Raw genomic sequence first — 21,621 nt, 5'->3', positions numbered from 1 at the left:
GATGCCGATCCGGACCAACCGCGGCCGCGCCGCGGTCTACCGCCGCCTGTGGGGCTTTCCGCTGCGCTCGCCGCGCCACCTCATCGGGACGCTGGTGTTCCTGGCCATCCTGGTCACCGCGCTCGGCATCGTCGTGCCCAAGGTGATGGGCAAGCAGCCGGCCAAGGCGTCGCCGCTCGCCTCCGGCACGACCACCACTTCGGTCACGGCGACGCAGCCGGGCGTGGCCGCGTCGGTGCCGACGTCGAACCTGCCGACGCGCCTGTCCCAGCCCCTGGTCACCCCGACGACGGCGGCGCCGAACGGGGACGCCGTCCGCGTCGCGAAGGAATGGGCCGCGGCCTGGGTGAACCACCCGGCGGGCATCACGTCGGCGCAGTGGCTGGAGCAGCTGAAGCCCTTCACGACCGAGGAGTACCTGCCGGTGATGTCGTCGGTCGACCCGGCGAACGTCCCGGCCACGAAGGTCACCGGTGAGCCGACGGTCGGCACGTCCTACACCAGCTCGGTGCAGCTCACGATCCCCACCGACGGGCCGAAGCTCAGCATCACGGTCGTGAGCACCAACGCGGGCTGGCGGGTCGCCGACTACGACCAGGCGAGCTGACGATGCGGCGGCTGGGGCTGTGGCTGGGACTGGTCGTGTTCGTCGCGATCGGCGCCCTCATCGTCACCGCCGTCGCCGCCAAGGTCGTCATCGACAACCAGCAGGCGCAGGCCCGGGGCGTCTCCCTGACCAGCTGTGACGCCTCGGTCGGCCCGACCCAGCCCGGTGAGGGCGAGCGCGGCACGGTCGACGCGTCGAACCTGGACGACGAGCAGCGCGGCACCGTCGCGCTGATCGTCTCGCTGGGCAAGCAGCGGTCGCTCGCGCCGCGGGCCTGGCAGGTCGCGATCCAGGCCGGCATGACCGAGTCCGGGCTGCACAACCTGACCTACGGCGACCGCGACTCGCTTGGCATCTTCCAGATGCGCCCGTCGATGGGCTGGGGCACGTACGCGCAGGTCACCGACCCGACGTACGAGGTCAACAAGTTCTTCGACGTCCTGCTGGCGGTGCCGGACTGGGAGAACATGCGCCCGGGCGACGCCGCGCAGCGGGTCGAGCGCTCGGGGTTCCCGGACCGCTACCACAAGTGGGAGCCGATGGCGGCGACGCTGGTGGAGAACGTCGGCCAGGTCGTCGACGTCGTCGCCTGCGGCACCGGGCTGGGCCAGCTGCTGCCGCCGAGCCAGGCCGCCGCGAAGGCGATCAGTTTCGCGCTGGGCGAGCAGGGGAAGCCGTATGTGTGGGGCGCCACAGGGCCCGGCTCGTACGACTGTTCGGGTCTGATGCTGCGCGCCTACGAGTCGGCCGGGATCATCCTGCCGCGCGTCTCGCGTGATCAGTACCACGCGGGCGCGATGCTGCCGGTGCGCGAGGCGCAGCCCGGTGACCTGCTGTTCCTCGCGAACAATCCGGCGGATCCCAACACGATCCACCACGTGATGATGTACCTCGGTGACGGCAAGGTCGTCGAGGCCCAGCAGACCGGTGTTCCGGTGCACACACGGGCGTTCTCGTTCGATGAGGCCGAAGTGGTGCCGCAGGCGGTCCGGCCCGGCGTTTAGCATGGGTTAAAGCCCCCTTGACACGAGCGGGCCGGCGGATGGGCCGACAACGGAACCGATTCACCCGACGTCGCGGCGCCTCCACCAGCAGGTGGCCGCGTACTGGCAGAGGATGAGCACGTGGGACGGAAATTCGGCAAGCGAGGCAAGCCCGGTGGTCCCCAGGACCCCGCGTCGCTGTTCGGCGCGCCCCAGCCGCCGCGGCAGTCGGCTCGCCCCGCCTCCAGCACCCCGCTGGCCGACCAGCTGAGCGTCGGCTACCCCGGCGTCGACGCGGGGTACGTCGTGTTGCCCCGGTCCCTGGCCGAGGGGATGTCGCTGCCGTGGCAGCAGCAGATGGCGGCACTGCTGGCCCAGTTCCACGCCGAGAACGCGCGCCTGGCGTGGCCGATCTACCGGGTGGTCCCGTCCCGCTACGAGAAGCTGGGTGACCTGGACGAGGAGCAGCTGGCGGAGGCGGGCTACCTGGTCGAGATGGACGCCGACGGCGAGATGGTCTACCGCGAGCGCAGCGGCCGCAAGGTGGAAGACCCGATGAACACGACGGTCCTGGTGTCGAGCCTGGACCCGATCCCCAAGCCGGCGGCGCGACCCCAGGCCCCACCACCGGGAGCACCACCGCCGCCAGGGCAGGCCCCGGCCGCGATGAACATCGGCCCGGCACCGGTGTGGCGCACGATGCCGCACGGCCAGCCGGGTCAGCCGGCGCCGTCGGGTCAGCCGGCGTCCTCGGGTCAGCCGGCGCCCTCAGGGCAGCCTGGTCCTGCGGTTTCCTCGGGCCAATCGGCACCTGCGGTTCCTTCAGCTGCCCAGGCCTCCTCGGGCCAGTCGGTTCCTTCTGGTCAAGCAGCTCCTTCGATTCCCTTAGCTGCCCAGGCCCCCTCGGCTCCGGAGTACCAGCCGGGGCGTCCGGCGGGCGTCGAGACGCCCGCTGAGCCACGGCCGGGAGCGGCGAGCCGTCCGGCGGGGTTCGCCGAGCCGCGGCCGGAAGGGCCGGGTCGCCCGGCCGAGCCCGAGCCGCCCACGGGGTCCGGGGCGTCGATCACGGGCCCGTCGTGGGGCCACATGGAGGACGCGTCGCCGAGCCGCCACCGCCCGGAACCCCCGCCGAGCTGGGAGCACCGCGCCCCGGAGCAGGAGTGGTCGGTAGCCGCGGAGGCGGACCTCCCGAGCCCGGTGGCCCCCCACCAGACGGCCCGTCACGCGGCCCCGGAGACATCCGAGCCCGCCGGCCCACTACCGCCGTACGTGGGCGAGTCACGGCATGCACCCCCAGCCGAGCAGCCCGAGCCGCCGACAGAGTCCGCGCGGCCTGAAGGCGCCCAGCCGGCGATGCCCGCTGGAGGGTCGGCAGCAGCCCCCATCGAGTCGGATCTCCGCTCGCCGGAAGTCGCTCAGCCGAACCTGCCCGCGGAGGATCGCCACCCGGAGCCTCTCGCCGAACCTGCCCCGAGCGAGCCGGCACCGGCCGACCGTCCCGGCCCGGAGCCGACCGGCTCCGCACTGTCCGACGAGTTCCACCCGGAGCCCTCGGCTGTCCCGGCGACGAGCGAGCCCGCGAGGCCCGAAGCCGATCCGAACTCGGAGCCACCGGCCGAACCGGCGCCTCTCACCAGGGAGTCGGAGCCGACGCCGGAGCCCGAAGTGCCGGTCACGGAGTTCCAAGCTGACCCGGCGCCGAAGCCCGAAGCTCCCGCAGATGAGTTCCAGGCAGAGGCGGCATCGCAACCCGAGGCTGCCGCCACGGAGTTCCAGACGGAACCTGCGCCGGATCGCGAGGCGGAGCGTGCGCCGGAACGTGAGGCTCCCGCTGCGGAGTTCCGCACGGAATCGGCGCCGGAGCTTGGCGCCCCTACCTCGGAGCTCGAGGCGGAGCCGGCGCCGCAGTCTGACGTTCCTGTCGTGGAGTTCCAGGCGGAGCCGGCGCCGGAATCTGAGGCGCCCGTTTCGGAGTCCCAGACAGAGGCGGCAACGCAACCCGAAGCTTCCGCTGCGGAGTTCGAGGCGGCACCGGCGCAGCAACCTGAACCTGCTGCGGAGTTCCGGACGGAATCTGCGTCGCAGCCTGAAGCGGCCGCTGAAGAGGCGAGGGCAGAACAAGCCCCCACCGATCCCGCGCCCGAGGCGACGGCCCAGTCAGTGGCGTCCGAGCCCGTGGTGCCGGCGGAGCCGTCCGCTCAGCAGGGTGGCGAGTCTCGGTCGCTGCCTGCCGAGCAGACGACACAACCCGACCAGTCCGCCGAGCCACCGACGGTCACGCAGGCCGACTCGTATTCCGGTGTGCCCGTCGCGGAGCCTGGTCAGTCCGTGCCGGAAGCTGATCGGCCGGTCGAGTCGACGACGGTCGGGGAAGGCGCGTCGGCCTCGCGATCTGAGACACCCGTTGTTGAGTCCGGTGAGACTGCCAGGCCGGCGACGGTCCCTGATGCCGATCCGGCGTCGTACTCGGACGCGGCCGTTGCGGAGACTCCTCCGCAGCGACCAGAGCCGTCTGACTCGCAGCTGCCGCAATCCGAAGAGTCACATGCTGCTCCGGGGGTCGATTTGCCGACCTCGCTCGCCGGTGAGTCCGCTCGGCGGCTTCCCGAGGAGGTTGCGGTGCCGCCTGCCTCGCCCGATCAGCCCGCGACATCGCAGCAGGTCGCACCGGCTGGTTGGCGACCTGGTCAGCCCGTTGTTCCGCCGACTGCACCGTCGGCTTGGCAGCCCGGCACACCCACCGGGCCTGGCTCGCCACAGCCCGGCGGCCTCGTGGTGCCGCACCCGGTGCCTCAGGCCGGTCCGCAGCCTGGGGGACCTCCGCCGCAGCACAGCGAGTCCGCCGCACCGCCGGCCGCGGCGTCTTTGCCGCAGCCGGTTCAGCCTGCGGCGGCGCAGGGTGGTCAGCCTGTCGCGTCGCCTCCTGGTCCGCAGCCCGGCTCAGCCACGCCACCGCAGTCCGGCCAGCCTCAGCAGCACTCCGTCCAGGCCTCGCCGCCGTTCGGTCAGCCGCAGTCGACGCAGGCTGCGCCGCAGCCCGCTCAGCCTCGGCCTCAGCCAAACCAGGCCGCGCCCCAAGCAGGCCAGTCTCAGCCGTCAGCGGTCCAACCTCAGCTGCCAACGAGCCAACCCCAGTCGCCGGCAGGTCAGCCGCAGCCGCCCCAGCCGCCGGCAGGCCAGCCCCAGTCGTGGGGTCCGGGGCCGGCCAACGGCCCCACTCGCAGCCAACCCGCCAAGCCCGTCTTTCCCGGCCCCGAATCGACCCCCCAGTCCTTCCCCACCCGCCACGCCGCCCCAGTACGGCCCGTCTTCCCGGGGCCGAACTCCACGCCGCCGCCGAGTCAGCAGGCTCCGCCCGTCTTTCCCGGGCGGGAACCCCAGCCCCTTCCCCAGCCGAGCGCGCAAGACGCCGACACTCCTCCGCGCGGGACCGCCATGCCCTCCCGTGGCTGGTTCGACGAGATCGGTGAGCAGCCCGCCGATCCCGAGGAACCTCAGGAGTTCGGGCCCACCGGGCTGCCGACCGAGATCCCCTACCGGTACAAGCGCTGACAGACTCGCCCCGGGATGCCAGGCTTGGGGCATGGCGAAAGACGCGAACCCGGATCCTGGCTGGTACTACAACACCCGCACCAACCAGGTCGAGCACCTCGAACGCTCCCGTGGCGTCGACCTGCTCGGCCCGTACCCCGATGAGGCCACCGCCCGCCGCGCGCTCGACATCGCGCGGGAGCGGACCCGGCAGGCCGACGCCGAAGACGCCGACTAGACCGTCACCTGCGGGCCCAGCACGAACTCGGGGTCCACTTGGGAGACGAGGCCGGCGCCCGCCCACGCCTTGGCGTTGCGCAGGTGGAATTCGACGGCTTGACGCTGGTAGCGCGCCCAGTCGCGCTGCTCGGCGTCGACCGCCGCCTGCATCGCGCACAGCGTCGACAGGTTGCGCGGCTCCAGCTCGCCGATCGGGCGGGTCGCGCCGCGCTCGGCCGCGCGCACGTGGCCCGACGCCGACATCCACCCCAGCAGTGCCCCGCCGACCTGCTCCTGCAGGAACTCGACGTCCTCGTCGTCGGTCACCTTGTTCCCGACCACCACGAGCCGCACGCCGAAGTCGCGTGCGTGGTCGGCGTACTGCCGGTAGACGCCCACGCTGCGCACCGTCGGCTCGCACACCAGGAACGTCACGTCGAACCGCGTGAACAGCCCCGACGCGAAGGCGTCGGCCCCCGCGGTCATGTCCATCACGACGTACTCGCCGTCGACGTCGACCAGGTGGTTCAGCAGCAGCTCCGCCGCGCCGACCTTCGAGTGGTAGCACTTGACGCCGAGGTCGTCCTCGTCGAACTGCCCGGTGACGCCGAGGCGCACGCCGCCCAGCTGCCGGAAGCACGTGTCGAACACCGGATTGTCCTCGAACGGCCTGACCAGCCGCGACCCGCGCCCCGGCGGCGTCGTCTTGATCATCGACGCGGCGTCCGGGATGCGCGGGTTGTCGCCGCGCAGGTAGTCCTTGATCAGGGTCATGTTGTCGCCGAGCGTCGGCCAGGCGAGCGCTTCCTCCTCGGTCGCGCCGAGCGCCACCGCGAGGTGCTGGTTGATGTCGGCGTCGATGGCCAGCACCGGCCTGCCGGTGGCGGCGAGGTACGCGACGAACAACGACGACAGCGTGGTCTTGCCGCTCCCGCCCTTGCCGACGAACGCGATCTTCACGGTCGAGACCCTTCCTGGGAATGAAGACGGTTTTCATTACTACCGCGATCAACGTACACCCGACCGGCCCGCGCCCGATCGGGCGATCATCGGCCTTTGGCGGGTTAGGGTTGGGGGGTGCCTCCCCTCGTGATCAGGACACACTCGGCGGGCGGGGACTTCGGCCCCCTTCGTGCCGAGTTTTCGCTGCCGGAGTCCTTCGGGCCCGAGGTGCTGGCCGAGGCCGAAGCCGCGGTCCTGGATCCCCTGGCCGCGGCCGGGCCCCGGGAGGACGCCACGGACCTGCCGTTCGTCACCATCGACCCGCCCGGCTCCAAGGACCTCGACCAGGCGATGGTCGTCGAGCGCACCGCGCACGGCTTCCGCGTGCACTACGCGATCGCCGACCTGGCCGCGTTCGTGCCGCCCGGCGGCGCGCTGGACCGGGAGTCGCGCCGGCGCGGGCAGACGCTCTACCTGCCCGACGGCAACGTCCCGCTGCACCCGCCGGTGCTGTCCGAGGGCGCGGCGAGCCTGCTGCCCGGCGAGATCCGGCCCGCGGTGCTCTGGACCATCGAGACCGACGAAGCGGGCGAGCCGACGGCGACCCGGGTGCGCCGCGCGCTGGTCCGGTCCACCGAGCAGTTCGACTACGAGACCGTCCAGGCCGCGCTCGACGCCGGCAATCCGCACCCGTCGGTGGCCGCGTTGCCCGAGCTGGGACGTCGGCGGCGGGAGCTGGCCGTCCGGCGCGGCGCCGTCGAGCTGCAGTTGCCCGAGCAGGAGATCAGCGGCGACCCGGACGGCGGCTGGGTGCTCGCCCGCCGTCCGCGCACCGTCGTCGACGCCTGGAACGCCGAGATCTCGCTGCTCACCGGGATGGCCGCGGCGCGGATCATGATCGACGCGAAGATCGGCGTCCTGCGCACGCTGCCCGACCCGGAACCCGAGGCCGTCGACTGGCTGCGCCGCTCCGCCGAGGCGGTCGGCATCGCCTGGCCGGCGGCCGACACCGTCTCGGAGTTCCTGTCCCGGCTGGATCCCCGGCAGCCCGCGTCGATGGCGATCTACGCGGACACGACGCGGTTGCTGCGCGGCGCGGGCTACACGGCTTTCGACGGCGAGCTGCCCGCGCTGACGACGCACGCGGGCATCGGCGGCGCGTACGCGCACGTGACGGCGCCGATCCGGCGGCTGGTCGACCGGTTCGCGACGGAGATCTGCCTGGCGGTTTCGGCCGATCGTGAGGTGCCGGAGTGGGTCCACGCGGCGCTCACGGACGTCCCGGACCGGATGACGGCGTCGGACACCCTCGCCGCGAAGGTCGAGCGGGCGTGCATCGACCAGGTCGAGGCGTGGGTGCTGGCCGAGCACGTCGGCGGCGAGTTCAGCGCCGTCGTGCTGCGGGCGGACGAGAACAAGGCCGAGATCCTCGTCGAGGACCCGACGGTGATGGCCAAGTGCGCGGGGGAGAAGCTGACCGCGGGTGCGCGCATCGGCGTGCGGCTGACCGCGGTGGACGTCGAGAAGCGGAAGGTGTCGTTCGAACGCGCATGACTTTGACCGACGACTTGGGCGAACCGGTTTCGCTGGCAGGACCGGCTTCGAGGGTCGTGTCGCTGGTGCCGTCGCTGACCGAAGCCGTCGAGGTCAGCGCGCCCGGACGGCTCGCCGGGGCGACCGACTACTGCACCCATCCGTCCACTTTGGACGTCCCGCGGGTCGGCGGGTCGAAGTACCCGAAGCTGGACCGGGTGCTGGACCTGGCGCCCGACCTCGTGCTGGCCAACTCGGAGGAGAACCGCCCGGAGGACGTCGAAAGGTTGCGCGCCAACGGGATCCCGGTGTGGGTGATGGAGGCGTCGGCCTCGGTCCCGGCCGCGCTGGGTTCGTTGCGGCGGATCCTGACCCAGGCGTACGACCTGGCGGAGCCGGCCTGGCTGGTCGAGGCCGAGGAGATCTGGCGCGATGTGCGGCCGGTCCGGTTCCACGCGGTGGTCCCGGTGTGGCGCAAGCCGTGGATAGTCCTGGGCCGCGAGACGTTCGCGGGCAACGTCCTGCGCCGGGTCGGCGTGGCGAACGTCTACGCGGCGTCCGAGGAGCGCTACCCGAGGCCGGACATCGAAGAGCTGCGCGCGCACTTCACGGCGGACGCGGACCTGCTGGTGCTGCCGGACGAGCCGTACTTGTTCACCGAGAAGGACGGCCCGGACCATTTCCCGGACGAGCGGTACGTCCTGGTCTCGGGGCGGCACATCACGTGGTACGGCCCGTCTTTGGTCGACGCGCACGTGGCGCTGACGGCCGCGCTGTCGAAGCTGTGAAGGGCCGGCTCGGTGGTCTGCCGCGGCTTGTCGTGAGTGGTAAGTAGGGTTCTAACCCGACTAAACACTCACGACCCGGAGGAGCTGCCGGTTTGCAGCTCGCGGAGCCAGGTCTCGAGCGCGTCGAAGTGCTCGGTGGTGAGGCCCGTGCGCGGGTTGACGGCGATCAGCTCGGTCGGCAGCTCCCCGCGGCGGTCGAGGAACTCCCGACGGGCCTGGGGGAACGTGTCGAAGTCGTCGTCCAGCCAGGCCAGTGGGCGGCCAGCGCCGAAGCGAGCCACTGCGGGGAACTTCCACTCCGTCGGCTCGCCCGGGAACTCCACCACTCGCAGGCGCGGCAGGCCGATCGCCGGGCCCATCAGGGTGTTCGCCTGGTGCTCCCACGTGGTCGCCCACGCCAGCTCCGCGTTCGCGGCACCGGCGAGGGCGAGCAGCGTGGGGCCGTGCGCCGGGTCGAGCCACATCCGCAGCTTGCGGCGGCCCCAGCGGGACACCTTCAGCTGGTGCTCGACGTAGCCGGCGGGCTTCGCGTGGCGCGGGGCCGCCCACGGGCTCAGCGGGCCGTCCACGTCGAGCAGGATCAGGGGGCGCACGTCCCTTACAGCGTCAGGCCGGTCAGGACCGTTACTCGCTCCTCCGTGAAGTCCGCCATCGCCGATGCCGGGCCTTCGCGGCCGACGCCTGAGTCCTTCACTCCGCCGTACGGCATCTGGTCCGCGCGGAAGCTGGGCACGTCGCCCACCAGAACGCCGCCGACCTGCAAGGCGGCCGAGACCGAGAACGCCGTCGGGAGGTCTCGCGTGAACACGCCCGCCTGTAGCCCGAAGCGTGACGCGTTGATCCGCGCCACTCCCTCCTCCACCGAGGCGACGCGCACCAGCGAAACCACCGGGCCGAAGACCTCGTCCGCCATCACCGATGCGTCCTCTGGGACGTCCGTGAGCACCGTCGGCTCGAAGGTTGCGCCCGAACGCCCGCCGCCGGTCAGCAAGCGTCCGCCCGCGGAGACCGCAGAGGACACCCACGAGGAAACCCGCGCGGCCGCGTCGTCGTTGATCATCGGGCCGACGTCGACGCCTTCCGTGCGCGGGTCGCCCGTCCGCAACGCTTGCACCTGCGAAAGGACCTTTTCGACCAGAGCGTCGTAAACCGAAGTGTGCGCGTACACCCGCTGCACCGAGATGCACGACTGGCCGGCCTGGTACATGGCGAACGTCGCGATGCGCTGGGCCGCGAAGTCGAGGTCCGTCCAATCGGGACAGACGAGGACCGCGCCGTTGCCGCCCAGTTCCAGCGCGACGTGCTTGCGCGGCACGCTGTCGCGGATGCTCCAGCCGACCGGGACCGAGCCGGTGAACGACACCACCGGCAGCCGCGGGTCCCGGACCAGCCGCGACGACGTCTCGTTGTCGACCGGCAGGATCGACCACGAGCCCGCCGGAAGATCCGTCTCGGCCAGGATTTCGCCCAGTAGCAACGCCGTCAGCGGCGTCGCGGGCGCGGGCTTGAGCACGATCGGCGCGCCGACCGCGATCGCCGGGGCCACCTTGTGCGCCACCAGGTTCAGCGGGAAGTTGAACGGCGTGATGCCCAGCACCGGCCCGCGCGGCACGCGCCGGACCAGCGCGAGACGGCCGGTGCCGCCCGGGTCGGTGTCGAGGCGCTGCAGCTCGCCGGAGAAGCGGCGGGCCTCCTCGGCGGCCCAGCGGAACGTCGACACCGCGCGGCCGACCTCGCCGCGCGCCCACTTCAGCGGCTTGCCGGACTCCGCCGTGATCAGCTGGGCGATCTCCTCGGACCGCTCGCCCAGCGCCCGGGACACGTGGTCCAGCGCGCCGGCGCGGACGTGCGCGGGCAGCGTCGCGAACTCGTCGCGGACGTCGTGCGCGGCCTGGACCGCGGCCTCGACGTCCGAAGTGGACGGTACGAAGTGCGAGCCCGCCTCGGAACCGTCGTAGGAGTGCCGGACAAGGGCCGTAGCACCGCCGGTCACCGGCTTTCCGGCGACCCAGAAGGGGAAAGTCACGAGCGAGCCTCCGTGCGGACAGCGTGCTCGAGGACCGAGAGGCCCTCGTCGAGCAGGTCGGTGGACAGGGACAGCGGCGGCAGCAGGCGGACGACGTTGCCGTAGGTGCCGCAGGTCAGCACGACGACGCCGGCCCGGTGACAGGCCGCCGCGACGCGCTTGGTGAGGTCGGCGTCGGGCTCGGTCGTGCCGGGCCGCACGAACTCCGCGGCCAGCATCGCGCCGCGGCCGCGGACGTCGCCGATCACGCCGGTCTCCGACGCCAGCGCGTGCAGCCGCGGCAGGACAACCCCTTCGATGCGCTTCGCCGACGCAGCCAGATTCCCGGCCTTCATCGTCTCGATCGAGCCGAGCGCGGCGGCGCAGGCGATCGGGTTGCCGCCGTACGTGCCGCCGAGGCCGCCCGGCGGGACGGCGTCGAGCAGCTCGGCGCGGCCGGTGACCGCCGCGAGAGGGAGCCCGCCCGCGATGCCCTTGGCCGTCGCGACCAGGTCCGGGACGACGTCCTCGTCGTTCGACGCGAACCAGGAACCGGTGCGGCAGAAGCCGGTCTGCACCTCGTCGGCGACGAACACGACGCCGTTTTCCGAGCACCAGCGCGACAATGCGGGCAGGAAGCCGCGTGCCGGCTCGATGAAGCCGCCCTCGCCCTGGATCGGCTCCAGGACAACGGCGGCCACCTGGTCGCCGCCGATCTGCTTCTCGATCCGGTCGATCGCCAGCGCGGCCGCCTCGGCGCCGGACAGGCCGTCGCGGAACGGGTACGACCCCGGCACGCGGTAGACCTCGGGCGCGAACGGGCCGAAGCCGTGCTTGTAGGGCACCGACTTCGCGGTCATGCCCATTGTCAGGTTGGTGCGGCCGTGGTAGGCATGGTCGAACACGACGACGGCCTGGCGCCCGGTCGCGACCCGCGCGATCTTCACGGCGTTCTCGACGGCTTCCGCGCCGGAGTTGAACAGCACCGACTTCTTCGCGTGGTCACCCGGCGTCAGCTCGGCCAGCGCTTCGCACACCTCGACGTAACCCTCGTACGGCGTGACCATGAAACAGGTGTGGGTGAACAGCCCGGCCTGCTCGCGGACCCGGTTGACGACGGCCGGGACGGAGTGCCCGACGCTGGTCACCGCAATGCCGGAGCCGAGGTCGATCAGGACGTTGCCGTCGGCGTCGGTCAGCAGGCCTCCGCTGGCCGAGGTGACGTAGACGGGCAGCACCGAGCTGACCCCGGCGGCGACCGCGTTGGCACGCCGCTGCTGCAGCTCGCGCGAGACGGGACCGGGGATTTCGGTGCGCAGCCGGCGCTGCCGGGGTGCCGGGGCCTGCGGCTCGGCGGTGGTGCTTGCGGTCACGGCGTGCTCCTCCGGACGGGGGTGGACGTCCTCAGGATGAGCTGCGGCGCGGCTGCCGTCAGCTGGCCGTTATGGCAATTTAGGGGCGTAGAATTGGCCGTTATGGCACTGACGCTGCGAGGACTGACCGCCGACCGCCCGTTCGGCCTGCGCGTGCTGACCGGCGACGATCTCCTGGACCGCCCGATCGGCTGGGTGCACCCGACGGAGCTGACCGACCCGCAGGCCTTCCTGGAGGGCGGCGAGCTGCTGCTGACGACCGGCCTGGCCCTGGACGAGCGGACGTCCCCGGGTTATGTGCGCCGCTTGGTGGACGCGGGGGTCGCGGGGCTCGGCTTCGGCGTCGGCCTGAGCCACGACGAGGTGCCGCACGCGCTGGTCGCCACCGCCGTCGAGGTGGGACTGCCGGTGCTGGAGGTGCCGCGCGAGACGCCGTTCATCGCGATCACCCGCGCCGTCTCGCGAGCGGTGGCGGCGGACGAGTACGCCACGACGGTCCGCATCGGCAAGGCCCAGCAGGAACTGACCCGCACGGCGGTCGGCAAGGGCGGCCCGGCGGGGGTGCTGCGCAAACTGGCCAAGCTGATCGACGGCTGGGTCCTGCTCTTCGACCGGACGACGGTCACCGAAGCAGCACCGGCGAGTGCGCGGGCGTATGGCGCTTCGCTGCGCGAAGAGCTGGAGCGCCTTCGCACGGGCACACGCGTGGTGTCGGCAGGGGAGGACGAGGTGGTGCTGCAGACGCTCGACACCAGCGCGCGCCGGGTGCTGGCGGTCGGTACCGCGGTGCCGCTCGACACGGCGGGGCGGCACATCGTGAACACCGCGGTGTCGTTGCTTTCCCTTGCGCTGGAACAGGATCGTGCGCAGGCCGCGGCGCGGCAGGCTTTGCGGTCGGGACTGCTGGAGCTGCTCGTCGGCGGGCAGGACGAGCTGGCGCTGCGGGTGCTGACCACGACGGGGGCCGAGCCGCCGGAAGCGCCGTGGTCGGTGCTGGTGTTCGCCGGGGCGGCCGCCTCACGGCGAAAGCTGCTGGAAGCGCTGGAGGGCGAGGCGTTGTTCGCGGCGCGCTGGGACGCGTTGGTGGTCGCCTTCGGCTCGGGCACGGTGGTCGACGTGGTGGCCGAGGCGGCGCTGCGGATCGGCGGCCTGCACGGCGGCGTCGCCGGGCCGGTGGCCGCGGCGGACTTCGCGGCCGGCCTGGAACAGGCGGAACTGGCGGCCCGCGCGGCGGAAGCCGAGGACAAGATCCTCTTGTCGGCGGCGGAGCACACCGGCCGTGGCCTGCTGTCCCTCATCGACCCGGTGGTGGCGCAAGCGTTTGCCCACGGCCTGCTGGCCCCGCTGCGCGAGCACGACGAGACCGGCCGCGGCGACCTCGTCGGCTCGCTGCGCTGCTGGCTGGAGCACCACGGCCACTGGGACATCGCGGCCGCGCGGCTCGGCGTCCACCGCCACACGCTGCGCAACCGCATCCGGAAGGCCGAAGAACTCCTCGGCCGCGACCTCGACTCACCCGGCGTCCGCGCGGAACTCTGGGTGGCGCTTCAGGCTGTCGTGAGTGAGTAACAGTGTTAGAACACTGTTACTCACTCACGACCGCTGACCAGCACGATCGGCGAGTCCCCGCACCGGCGCAGCCCCGGCCCGGGCTCCGCGCCCGATGACCACCACGCCGGGACGTCCACCTCGCGCACCAGCGATCCCGTCGCCTGGCGGACGCTGTTGGACACGATCACCCGGCCCTGCGCGTTCAGCAATGCCGCGCCGCGGCCGAGTGACCGCAGCCGTGGGCGGACCGCGCGCTCGAACTCGCGCACGTACACGTCCGCGCCCACCACGCCCGCGAAGGCGCCGGCCGACACCACCGGGATCGTGAACGTCAGGGTGTACTCGTCGGTGCACAGGTAATCGACGTACGGGCCGTTGATGTGCCGGCGTCCGGAGTCGCGCGGGACCGTGAACCACGACTGGCGCGTGTAGTCCAGGAAGTTCTCGCTGCCCGGGTCGAGGCTGATGAACAACTGGGACGGCGGCTCGCCGGCAGAGCCGGTCCACCACTCGAAGCCGAACTCCGAGTCCGCGAGCACCCGCGGCGCGCTGACGAACCCCGCGCCGACGATCAGCCCGCCGAGGGCCTCGGTGACGGCCGGGCGGATCCGGTGCAACGCCGAGGCGGCCGGTGTGTCGGCCAGCACCGACTCGGCGGCCGCCAGAAGCGGCTTCAGCCGGTCGAAAACCCCTTCCACCAAAGCGGAAACGTGCTCGACGACCTCGTCGCCGGCCAGCGTGCGGGTGTCGGTCACGGTGCTCACCTCGATGCGCGGAGTATGCCGAGTTTAGGGGGTGAGCAGGTCGAGGTGCACGTCCGCGAGCCGGTCGAGGGCGCCCAGGAGGTGCTCCTCGGTGAGCTTGCGGGCCAAGTCGCCGTCGGCCGACGCGATCGCCGCGGTGATCGCCGCGTGCTCCTCGTGCGGATGAGCCCCGAGCGGCAGCCACAGCAGGCCGCCCAGCTCCCGTTGCAGCTGGACCTCTTCGTGCGTCAGCCGCGGCGACTGCGCGGCCGCCGCGATCTCCAGGTGGAACTGGCGCTCCGCCCGCGTGAAGTCGATGCCGCGCGCCGTGCGGAGGTCGTCGGTGGCCAGCCGCAGCCGCTCGACGTCCTCGGGAGAGCTGCGCTCGGCGGCGAGCTTCGCGGCGGCCCCGGCGATCGCGAGGTAGTGGTCGCCGACGTCGCGCAGGTCGGACAGCGACACCTCCTGCAGCCGCTCGCGCCAGACGTCCGCCGGCGGGTTGGCCGGCGTGCGGACGAAGCTGCCGCCGCTGCGCCCCCGCCGCGTCTCGACCAGGCCCTGCTGCCGCAGCGCCACGAGCGCCTCCCGGACCGTCACGGTCGAGACGCCGAACTGCGCGGCCAGGTCGGCCTCGCTGGGCAGCTGCTCCTCGTCGGCGAGCAGGCCGAGGGTGATGGCGTCGACGAGCCGCGCCGCCACCGCCTCCGCCCGCCCGACCTGCCCGAGCGGGGCGAACATGGCGGAGCGCGCGCTGTGCGACATCCCCTGGCGCATCGTGCCCCTTCGGCCGTCGAAGAACCCGTTCGCACCAATCTTGCCTGATCCGCTTGTCCTATTACATATGGACTTATATGTTTTAGCTCCCGCGAACCCGAGGGAGACACTCGTGCAGGAGCTGAAGCATTACGTCGGCGGCGCGTACGTCGAGTCAAAGTCGGGCCGGACGGCGGAGATCACCGACCCGGTCACCGGGCGCCCCTACTGCACCGCGCCGATCGCCGGACCCGACGACGTCGACCACGCGCTGCGGGTCGCCGCGACCGCGTTCGAGACCTGGCGCGCGACGACGCCCGCCCAGCGCCAGCTCGCCCTGCTGAAGATCGCCGACGCGCTCGAAGCCCGCGCCGACGAGGTCGTGCGCGTCGAGTCCGCGAACACCGGCAAGCCGGTCGCGCTGACCCTGGCCGAAGAGATCCCGATGGTCCTGGACCAGGTCCGCTTCTTCGCCGGGGCCGCGCGCGTGCTGGAAGGCCGTTCGGCCGGCGAATACATGGAAGGCCACACATCCTTCGTCCGCCGTGAGCCGATCGGTGTCTGCGCCCAGGTCACGCCGTGGAACTACCCGCTGCTGATGGCCATCTGGAAGATCGCGCCCGCGCTGGCCGCGGGCAACACGATCGTGCTCAAGCCGTCCGACACGACCCCGGCGTCGACGCTGCTGCTCGCCGAGATCGCCGGGGAGTTCCTGCCGCCGGGCGTGTTCAACGTCGTGTGCGGCGACCGCGACACCGGCCGCGCGCTGGTCGAGCACGAGATCCCGGCCATGGTGTCGATCACCGGCTCGGTCCGGGCGGGCATCGAGGTGGCCAAGTCCGCCGCGAACGACGTCAAGCGCGTGCACCTGGAGCTGGGCGGCAAGGCACCGGTCATCGTCTTCGGCGACGCCGACCTCGAAGCCGCCGCCGAAGCCATCGCCGTCGCGGGCTACTTCAACGCGGGCCAGGACTGCACGGCCGCGACCCGGGTGCTGGTCGCCGACGAGGTGCACGACGAGTTCGTCGGCGCGCTGGCCCGGCAGGCCGAGGGCACGAAGACCGGCAAGCCGGACGACGAAGACGTCGCGTACGGCCCGCTCAACAACGCGGCCCAGCTGGACAAGGTGGCCGGGTTCATCGACCGGCTGCCGAAGCACACGACCGTCCATTGTGGAGGTAGAAGGGTCGGCGACGAGGGCTACTTCTACGAGGCCACGGTCGTCTCCGGCGTGAAGCAGGACGACGAGATCAGCCAGAACGAGATCTTCGGGCCGGTCATCACCGTCCAGCGGTTCTCCGACGAGGCCGAAGCCCTGGCCGACGCGAACGCCGTCCAGTACGGCCTCGCGTCCTCGGTCTGGACCCGCGACCACCAGCGCGCGATGCGTTTCGCGGCGAAGCTCGACTTCGGCTGCGTCTGGATCAACACGCACATCCCGCTGGTCGCCGAGATGCCGCACGGCGGGTTCAAGAAGTCCGGCTACGGCAAGGACCTCTCGCTGTACGGCCTCGAGGACTACACCCGGATCAAGCACGTCATGAGCGCTCTGTGAGGCTGGCGATGCCGAACCAAGTACCTTCCGAGACCCGGGCCGAACCCGCGTCGGCCAGTGACGACGACCAGCCCGCCGTCCGGCTTTCCGGGCTGCGCAAGCACTTCGGCGACGTCCACGCCGTCGACGGCGTCGACCTCGACATCCCGCCCGGCGAGTTCTTCTCCATGCTCGGCCCGTCCGGCTCCGGCAAGACGACGGTGCTGCGCATGATCGCCGGGTTCGAGCTGCCCACCGAGGGCACGATCGAGCTGGCCGGCCGCGACGTGAGCCGGCTGGCGCCGTTCGAGCGCGACGTCAACACGGTGTTCCAGGACTACGCGCTGTTCCCGCACATGACCGTGCAGCAGAACGTCGAGTACGGCCTGCGCGTGAAGCGCGTCCCGAAGCAGCAACGTCGTGAGCGCGCGCTCGAGGCCCTCAAGACCGTGCGGCTTGAGGACTACGGCTCCCGCAAGCCGTCGCAGCTCTCCGGCGGGCAGCGCCAACGCGTCGCGCTCGCCCGCGCGCTGGTGAACCGGCCGAAGGTGCTGCTGCTCGACGAGCCGCTCGGCGCCCTCGACCTCAAGCTGCGGCAGGCGATGCAGCTGGAGCTCAAGCAGATCCAGCGCGACGTCGGCATCACGTTCGTCTTCGTCACCCACGACCAGGACGAGGCGCTCACCATGAGCGACCGGATCGCGGTCTTCAACGACGGCAAGATCGAGCAGGTCGGGCCACCCGAGGAGGTCTACGAACGGCCCGCGAGCGCGTTCGTCGCGGGCTTCGTCGGGACGTCGAACCTGCTGGGCGGCCGCGGCGCCGAGTCGGTGATCGGCCGGCCGGGCCTGTTCAGCATCCGGCCGGAGAAGATCCGGATCGACGACGAGCTGTCCGAGCCCGCCGCCGCGGGGGAGACCACCGCGACCGGCACGGTCACCGACGTCGTCTACGCGGGCGCGACCGTGCGGTACGCCGTCGCGCTCGACGCCGGCGGCCGGCTTTCGGTCGTCCGGCAGAACACCGACGGCGCGTTGGCGGCCGGCCGCGTCCGGCTGAGCTGGCGCCACGAACACAGCTTCCGAGTGGAGGGTTCGCCATGAAGAACAGGAAGACGCGGCTTGCCGGAATCGTCGGCGCCAGCCTGCTGTTGGCTGCATGTGGCACGTCGGGCACGAGCGCGTCCGCGCCGCCCGGCGCGCAGGGGTTCACCCCGCCGAAGCTGGAGGCGCTCAAGGCGCTCGGGCAGCCGGAGGGCCAGCTCAACGTGCTGGCCTGGCCCGGGTACGCGGAGAACGGCTCGAACGACCCGAAGATCAACTGGGTCACGCCGTTCGAGCAGCAGACCGGGTGCAAGGTCAACGTCAAGCCGTTCGGGACGTCCGACGAGGCCGTCACGCTGATGAAGACGGGCCAGTACGACGTCGTCTCGGCGTCCGGGGACGCATCGCTGCGGCTGGTCGCCTCGGGTGACGTCGAGCCGGTGAACACCGCGCTCGTGCCGAACTACACCGACGTCCAGCCGTTCCTCAAGGACAAGTCGTGGAACAGCGTCGCCGGCGTCGCCTACGGCATCCCGCACGGCTGGGGCGCGAACCTGCTGACCTGGCGCACCGACAAGGTGACGCCGGCGCCGAGCTCGTGGTCGGTGATGTTCGAGGCGAACTCGCCGTACAAGGGCAAGGTGATCGCGTACGACTCGCCGATCTACATCGCCGACGCCGCGCTGTACCTGATGGCGCACCAGCCGGACCTGGGCATCAAGAACCCGTACGCCCTCGACGACAAGCAGTTCGCCGCCGCCGTGGACCTGCTCAAGCAGCAGCGGCCGCTGGTGAGCGAGTACTGGTCGGACTACCTCAAGGAGTCGCAGGCGCTGAAGAACGGTGACGCCGTCGTCGGCACCGCCTGGCAGGTCACGGTCAACCTGACCAAGGGCGAGGGCGCGCCGCTGGAGTCGGCCGTGCCGAGCGAAGGCGCGACGGGCTGGTCGGACACCTGGATGGTCGCGGCGAAGTCGGCGCACAAGACGTGCGCGTACAAGTGGCTCGACTACATCGTCAGCCCGAAGGTGAATGCCCAGGTCGCGGAGTACTTCGGCGAGGCGCCGGCGAACACCAAGGCGTGCGCGGAGATGACGGACAAGACGCTCTGCGACACCTACCACGCCAGCGATTCGGCGTATGCGTCGAAGATCGCGTACTGGACCACGCCGATCCCGCAGTGCCTCGACGGCCGCACGGACGTCAAGTGCAAGGACTACGGCGAGTGGACCAAGGCGTGGACCGAGATCAAGGGCTGACATGACCGCGCTCTCGGCCTTCTTCTACCGGAAACCGAAGCTGCGCCTGGGTTTCCAGCTCTCGGCCCCGCTGCTCTGGCTCGGCCTGGCCTACGTGGGCGCGCTGGCCGCGTTGTTCGTCACGGCGTTCTGGCACACCGACGCGTTCACCGGCCAGGTCGTCATCGAGTGGTCGCTGGACAACTTCAAGACGTTGTTCACCGACGCGGTGTACCGCACGATCACCTTCCGCACGGTCGGGATCGCGGCGCTGGTCACGGTGATCGACGCCGTCATCGCGTTCCCGATGGCGTTCGCGATGGCCAAGCTGGCGTCGCCGCGGGCGCGGCGGATCCTGGTGATCGCGGTGATGACGCCGTTGTGGGCGAGCTACCTGGTGAAGGCGTACGCGTGGCGCTCGATGCTGTCGGGCAACGGCGCGTTGAGCTGGCTTTCGCCCGGTTACGGCGTCACGGCGACGATCATCACGCTGTCGTACCTGTGGCTGCCGTACATGATCCTGCCGATCTACGCGGGCCTCGAACGGCTGCCGGATTCGCTGGTGGACGCGTCGGGCGACCTCGGCGCGCGCTCGTTCCGGACGTTCCGCTCGGTGATCCTGCCGCTGACGTTCCCGGCGATCGTCGCGGGCTCGATCTTCACGTTCTCGCTGTCCCTGGGCGACTACATCGCGGTGAAGATCGTCGGCGGCACGTCGCAGATGCTCGGCAACGTCGTCTACGACAACATCGGCGCAGCCAACAACCTGCCGTTCGCGGCGACGGTCGCGACCGTGCCCGTGGTGATCATGCTCGTGTACCTGGCCGCGGTGCGCCGCACCGGCGCGCTGGACAACCTCTAGGAGTCTTCGGTGCGGACGTCTCGGGTGTTGTTGTGGACGGCGCTGGGCCTGGGCTTGGCGGTGATCTACTTCCCGCTGCTGGTGGTGCTGCTGAACTCGTTCAACGCGGACACGACGTTCGGCTGGCCGCCGTCGAGCTTCACCCTCGAATGGTGGAGCCGTGCCGCCTCGAACGAAGGTGCGTTGAACGCGCTGTGGACGAGCGTCGAGGCGGGCCTGGCGGCGACGGCGATCGCGCTGGTGCTCGGCACGATGGCGGCGTTCGCGTTGCAGCGCTACCGGTTCTTCGGCCGCAACCCGGTGTCGCTGCTGATTATTTTGCCGATCGCGTTGCCGGGGATCGTCACGGGCATCGCGCTGAACAACGCGTTCCGGACCATCCTAGGCATCAACCTGGGCCTGCTGACGGCGGTCATCGCGCACGCGACGTTCTGCATCGTGGTGGTGTTCAACAATGTCGTCGCCCGGTTGCGGCGGATGGGCGGCAGCCTGGAGGAAGCGTCGATGGACCTGGGCGCGACGGGCTTCACGACGTTCCGGCTGGTGACGTTCCCGATGCTGCGGTCGGCGTTGCTGGCGGGCGGCCTGCTGGCGTTCGCGCTGTCGTTCGACGAGATCATCGTGACGACGTTCACCTTGGGCACGGGCATGGAGACGCTGCCGATCTGGATCTACAACAACCTGTTCCGCCCGAATCAGGCACCGATCGTGAACGTGGTGGCGGCAGTGCTGATCGTGGCCTCGACGGTCCCGGTCTACCTGGCGCAGCGCCTCTCGGGAGACACCGCTTCCGGCGGCCGGCTCTAGTACCCGGGTCTGCCGCGGCTTGTCGTGAGTGTTTAGGGCGGTTAGAACCGCCCTAAACACTCACGACAACTTGCGCCGAGCGTTCGCCGGGCTACGGCCGGAACCCGTCCGTCGCGGCGCGCAAAGCCGCCAGGACTCCCGGGTCGGTCACCGCGTGGCCGGCTCCCTCGATCAGCTTCAGCTCCGATCCCGGCCACGCCCGGTGCAGCTCGTACGCCGTGGTCGGCGGGCAGACCGCGTCGTAGCGGCCCTGCACGATGACGCCCGGGATGCCGGCCAGCTTGCCCGCGTCGCGGATCAACTGTCCGTCCGACAGCCAAGCCCCGTGGCTGAAGTAGTGCACCGCGAGCCGGGCGAAGGTCAGGGCGAACGCCGGTTCGGCGTACTGCTGCACGAAAGACTCCTGCGGGTACAGGGAAACCGTCGCACCCTCCCACTTGCTCCACGCGATCGCCGCGGCGTCGCGGACCCGGGCGTCGGCGAGCAGGTCGGCGTACGCGGCCAAAGGATCGCCGCGGCGGTCTTCGGGGATGGGGGCCAGGAAGGCCTCCCACTCCCGCGGGAACAGGTTGGCCGCGCCGCCGCGGTAGATCCAGTCCAGCTCGCTCGGCCGGACGGTGAACACGCCGCGCAGGATGATCTCGCTGACCCGCGAAGGGTGCGTCTCCGCGTAGGCCAGCGCGAGGGTCGCGCCCCACGAGCCACCGAAGAGCTGCCACTGCTCGATGCCCAGCCGTTCGCGCAGGAGTTCCATGTCGGCGACCAGGTGCCACAGGGTGTTGGCCGTGAGGTCGGCGGCGCCCGGCGTGGACTGCCCGGCGCCGCGCTGATCGAACAGGATGATCCGGTAGGCCTCGGGGTCGAAGTGCCGGCGCGCCATCGGCGCGATCCCGCTGCCCGGCCCGCCGTGGAGGACGACGACCGGCTTCCCGCCGGGGTTGCCGGCTTCCTGGCACCGGATGCGGTGCCCGTCGCCGGTGTCGAGGAACCCTTCGGCGCGCGCGGCGATCGGCGGGTAGAGCTCGTCCATGCCCGACACTCTGCCGGAACCGGTGCCGCGGGGGAGAAGGTGGTGCTCGGTCGCCGCCTCGAGGTGCCCCGCCGCCGGG

18 protein-coding genes are annotated in these 21,621 nt (G+C 71.4%); 11 read left to right on the top strand and 7 right to left on the bottom strand.

The annotated features are described in order from the left end of the window. The first annotated feature begins 1 nt into the window (after position 1). From OG570_RS05135 to OG570_RS05125, 3 genes are all read left to right on the top strand, one after another. On the top strand, positions 2–607 hold the full coding sequence (locus tag OG570_RS05135) for a hypothetical protein (protein ID WP_326946402.1): 606 nt from the start codon (positions 2–4) through the stop codon (positions 605–607). 2 nt (positions 608–609) lie between these two features. Further along, positions 610–1,611, top strand: a complete 1,002-nt coding sequence (locus OG570_RS05130) for a C40 family peptidase (RefSeq protein WP_326955785.1) — start codon at positions 610–612, stop codon at positions 1,609–1,611. 3,562 nt (positions 1,612–5,173) lie between these two features. Then, complete coding sequence (locus OG570_RS05125; protein ID WP_247061188.1) at positions 5,174–5,359, top strand: hypothetical protein; 186 nt, start codon at positions 5,174–5,176, stop codon at positions 5,357–5,359. Here the strand turns inward: OG570_RS05125 and OG570_RS05120 are convergent. Next, positions 5,356–6,300: an ATP-binding protein gene (locus tag OG570_RS05120; protein ID WP_326955784.1), complete on the bottom strand. Its 945-nt coding sequence runs from the start codon at positions 6,298–6,300 to the stop codon at positions 5,356–5,358. The two genes, OG570_RS05125 and OG570_RS05120, sit on opposite strands and share 4 nt — an antisense overlap. A gap of 129 nt (positions 6,301–6,429) precedes the next feature. On the opposite strand from OG570_RS05120, the gene OG570_RS05115 reads away from it, so the two are divergent. Beyond that, on the top strand, positions 6,430–7,836 hold the full coding sequence (locus tag OG570_RS05115; protein WP_326959878.1) for an RNB domain-containing ribonuclease: 1,407 nt from the start codon (positions 6,430–6,432) through the stop codon (positions 7,834–7,836). Continuing rightward, positions 7,833–8,603 carry a helical backbone metal receptor gene (locus OG570_RS05110; RefSeq protein WP_326955782.1) on the top strand — a complete coding sequence of 257 codons (771 nt, stop codon included), beginning with the start codon at positions 7,833–7,835 and terminating at the stop codon, positions 8,601–8,603. Before OG570_RS05115 ends, OG570_RS05110 begins: the two co-directional genes overlap by 4 nt. A 68-nt stretch (positions 8,604–8,671) precedes the next feature. Here OG570_RS05110 and OG570_RS05105 read toward each other — a convergent pair whose 3' ends face one another. The 3 genes from OG570_RS05105 to gabT are packed head-to-tail and all read right to left on the bottom strand — an operon-like array spanning position 8,672 to position 11,981. Beyond that, positions 8,672–9,196, bottom strand: a complete 525-nt coding sequence (locus OG570_RS05105; protein WP_326955781.1) for an HAD domain-containing protein — start codon at positions 9,194–9,196, stop codon at positions 8,672–8,674. A gap of 5 nt (positions 9,197–9,201) precedes the next feature. Then, positions 9,202–10,629, bottom strand: a complete 1,428-nt coding sequence (locus tag OG570_RS05100; protein ID WP_326955780.1) for an aldehyde dehydrogenase family protein — start codon at positions 10,627–10,629, stop codon at positions 9,202–9,204. Beyond that, positions 10,626–11,981 carry a 4-aminobutyrate--2-oxoglutarate transaminase gene (gene gabT / locus OG570_RS05095; protein ID WP_326955779.1) on the bottom strand — a complete coding sequence of 452 codons (1,356 nt, stop codon included), beginning with the start codon at positions 11,979–11,981 and terminating at the stop codon, positions 10,626–10,628. The genes OG570_RS05100 and gabT overlap by 4 nt, the downstream gene beginning before the upstream one ends. A gap of 102 nt (positions 11,982–12,083) precedes the next feature. Here gabT and OG570_RS05090 point away from each other — a divergent pair, with 102 nt between their 5' ends. After that, positions 12,084–13,550 carry a PucR family transcriptional regulator gene (locus OG570_RS05090; RefSeq protein ID WP_326955778.1) on the top strand — a complete coding sequence of 489 codons (1,467 nt, stop codon included), beginning with the start codon at positions 12,084–12,086 and terminating at the stop codon, positions 13,548–13,550. A 20-nt stretch (positions 13,551–13,570) separates the two neighbouring features. On the opposite strand, the gene OG570_RS05085 is transcribed toward OG570_RS05090, so the two are convergent. Together OG570_RS05085 and OG570_RS05080 are read right to left on the bottom strand one after the other, a co-directional pair. Next, positions 13,571–14,287 carry a cache domain-containing protein gene (locus OG570_RS05085; RefSeq protein ID WP_326955777.1) on the bottom strand — a complete coding sequence of 239 codons (717 nt, stop codon included), beginning with the start codon at positions 14,285–14,287 and terminating at the stop codon, positions 13,571–13,573. A gap of 33 nt (positions 14,288–14,320) precedes the next feature. Then, positions 14,321–15,049 carry a FadR/GntR family transcriptional regulator gene (locus OG570_RS05080; protein ID WP_326946412.1) on the bottom strand — a complete coding sequence of 243 codons (729 nt, stop codon included), beginning with the start codon at positions 15,047–15,049 and terminating at the stop codon, positions 14,321–14,323. Between the two features lie 112 nt (positions 15,050–15,161). On the opposite strand from OG570_RS05080, the gene OG570_RS05075 reads away from it, so the two are divergent. Genes OG570_RS05075 through OG570_RS05055 form a run of 5 tightly spaced genes read left to right on the top strand, consistent with a single transcriptional unit; the run spans position 15,162 to position 20,512 of the window. Next, on the top strand, positions 15,162–16,583 hold the full coding sequence (locus tag OG570_RS05075; RefSeq protein ID WP_326955776.1) for a gamma-aminobutyraldehyde dehydrogenase: 1,422 nt from the start codon (positions 15,162–15,164) through the stop codon (positions 16,581–16,583). A gap of 8 nt (positions 16,584–16,591) precedes the next feature. Continuing rightward, positions 16,592–17,665 (top strand): ABC transporter ATP-binding protein, encoded by a 1,074-nt coding sequence (locus tag OG570_RS05070; protein WP_326955775.1) that lies wholly within the window; start codon positions 16,592–16,594, stop codon positions 17,663–17,665. Next, positions 17,662–18,864 carry an ABC transporter substrate-binding protein gene (locus OG570_RS05065; protein WP_326955774.1) on the top strand — a complete coding sequence of 401 codons (1,203 nt, stop codon included), beginning with the start codon at positions 17,662–17,664 and terminating at the stop codon, positions 18,862–18,864. The genes OG570_RS05070 and OG570_RS05065 overlap by 4 nt, the downstream gene beginning before the upstream one ends. Before the next feature lies 1 nt (position 18,865). Next, entirely contained in the window at positions 18,866–19,705 is an 840-nt protein-coding gene (locus OG570_RS05060) for an ABC transporter permease (RefSeq protein WP_326955773.1), read from the top strand. A 9-nt stretch (positions 19,706–19,714) separates the two neighbouring features. Beyond that, positions 19,715–20,512, top strand: a complete 798-nt coding sequence (locus OG570_RS05055) for an ABC transporter permease (protein ID WP_326946417.1) — start codon at positions 19,715–19,717, stop codon at positions 20,510–20,512. Between the two features lie 91 nt (positions 20,513–20,603). On the opposite strand, the gene pip is transcribed toward OG570_RS05055, so the two are convergent. After that, positions 20,604–21,542 carry a prolyl aminopeptidase gene (gene pip / locus OG570_RS05050; protein WP_326955772.1) on the bottom strand — a complete coding sequence of 313 codons (939 nt, stop codon included), beginning with the start codon at positions 21,540–21,542 and terminating at the stop codon, positions 20,604–20,606. Between the last annotated feature and the right edge of the window lie 79 nt (positions 21,543–21,621).

The organism is Amycolatopsis sp. NBC_01286 (assembly GCF_035982555.1).
Classification (GTDB): Bacteria; Actinomycetota; Actinomycetes; order Mycobacteriales; family Pseudonocardiaceae; genus Amycolatopsis.
This window is presented reverse-complemented; position numbering and strand designations above follow the sequence as displayed.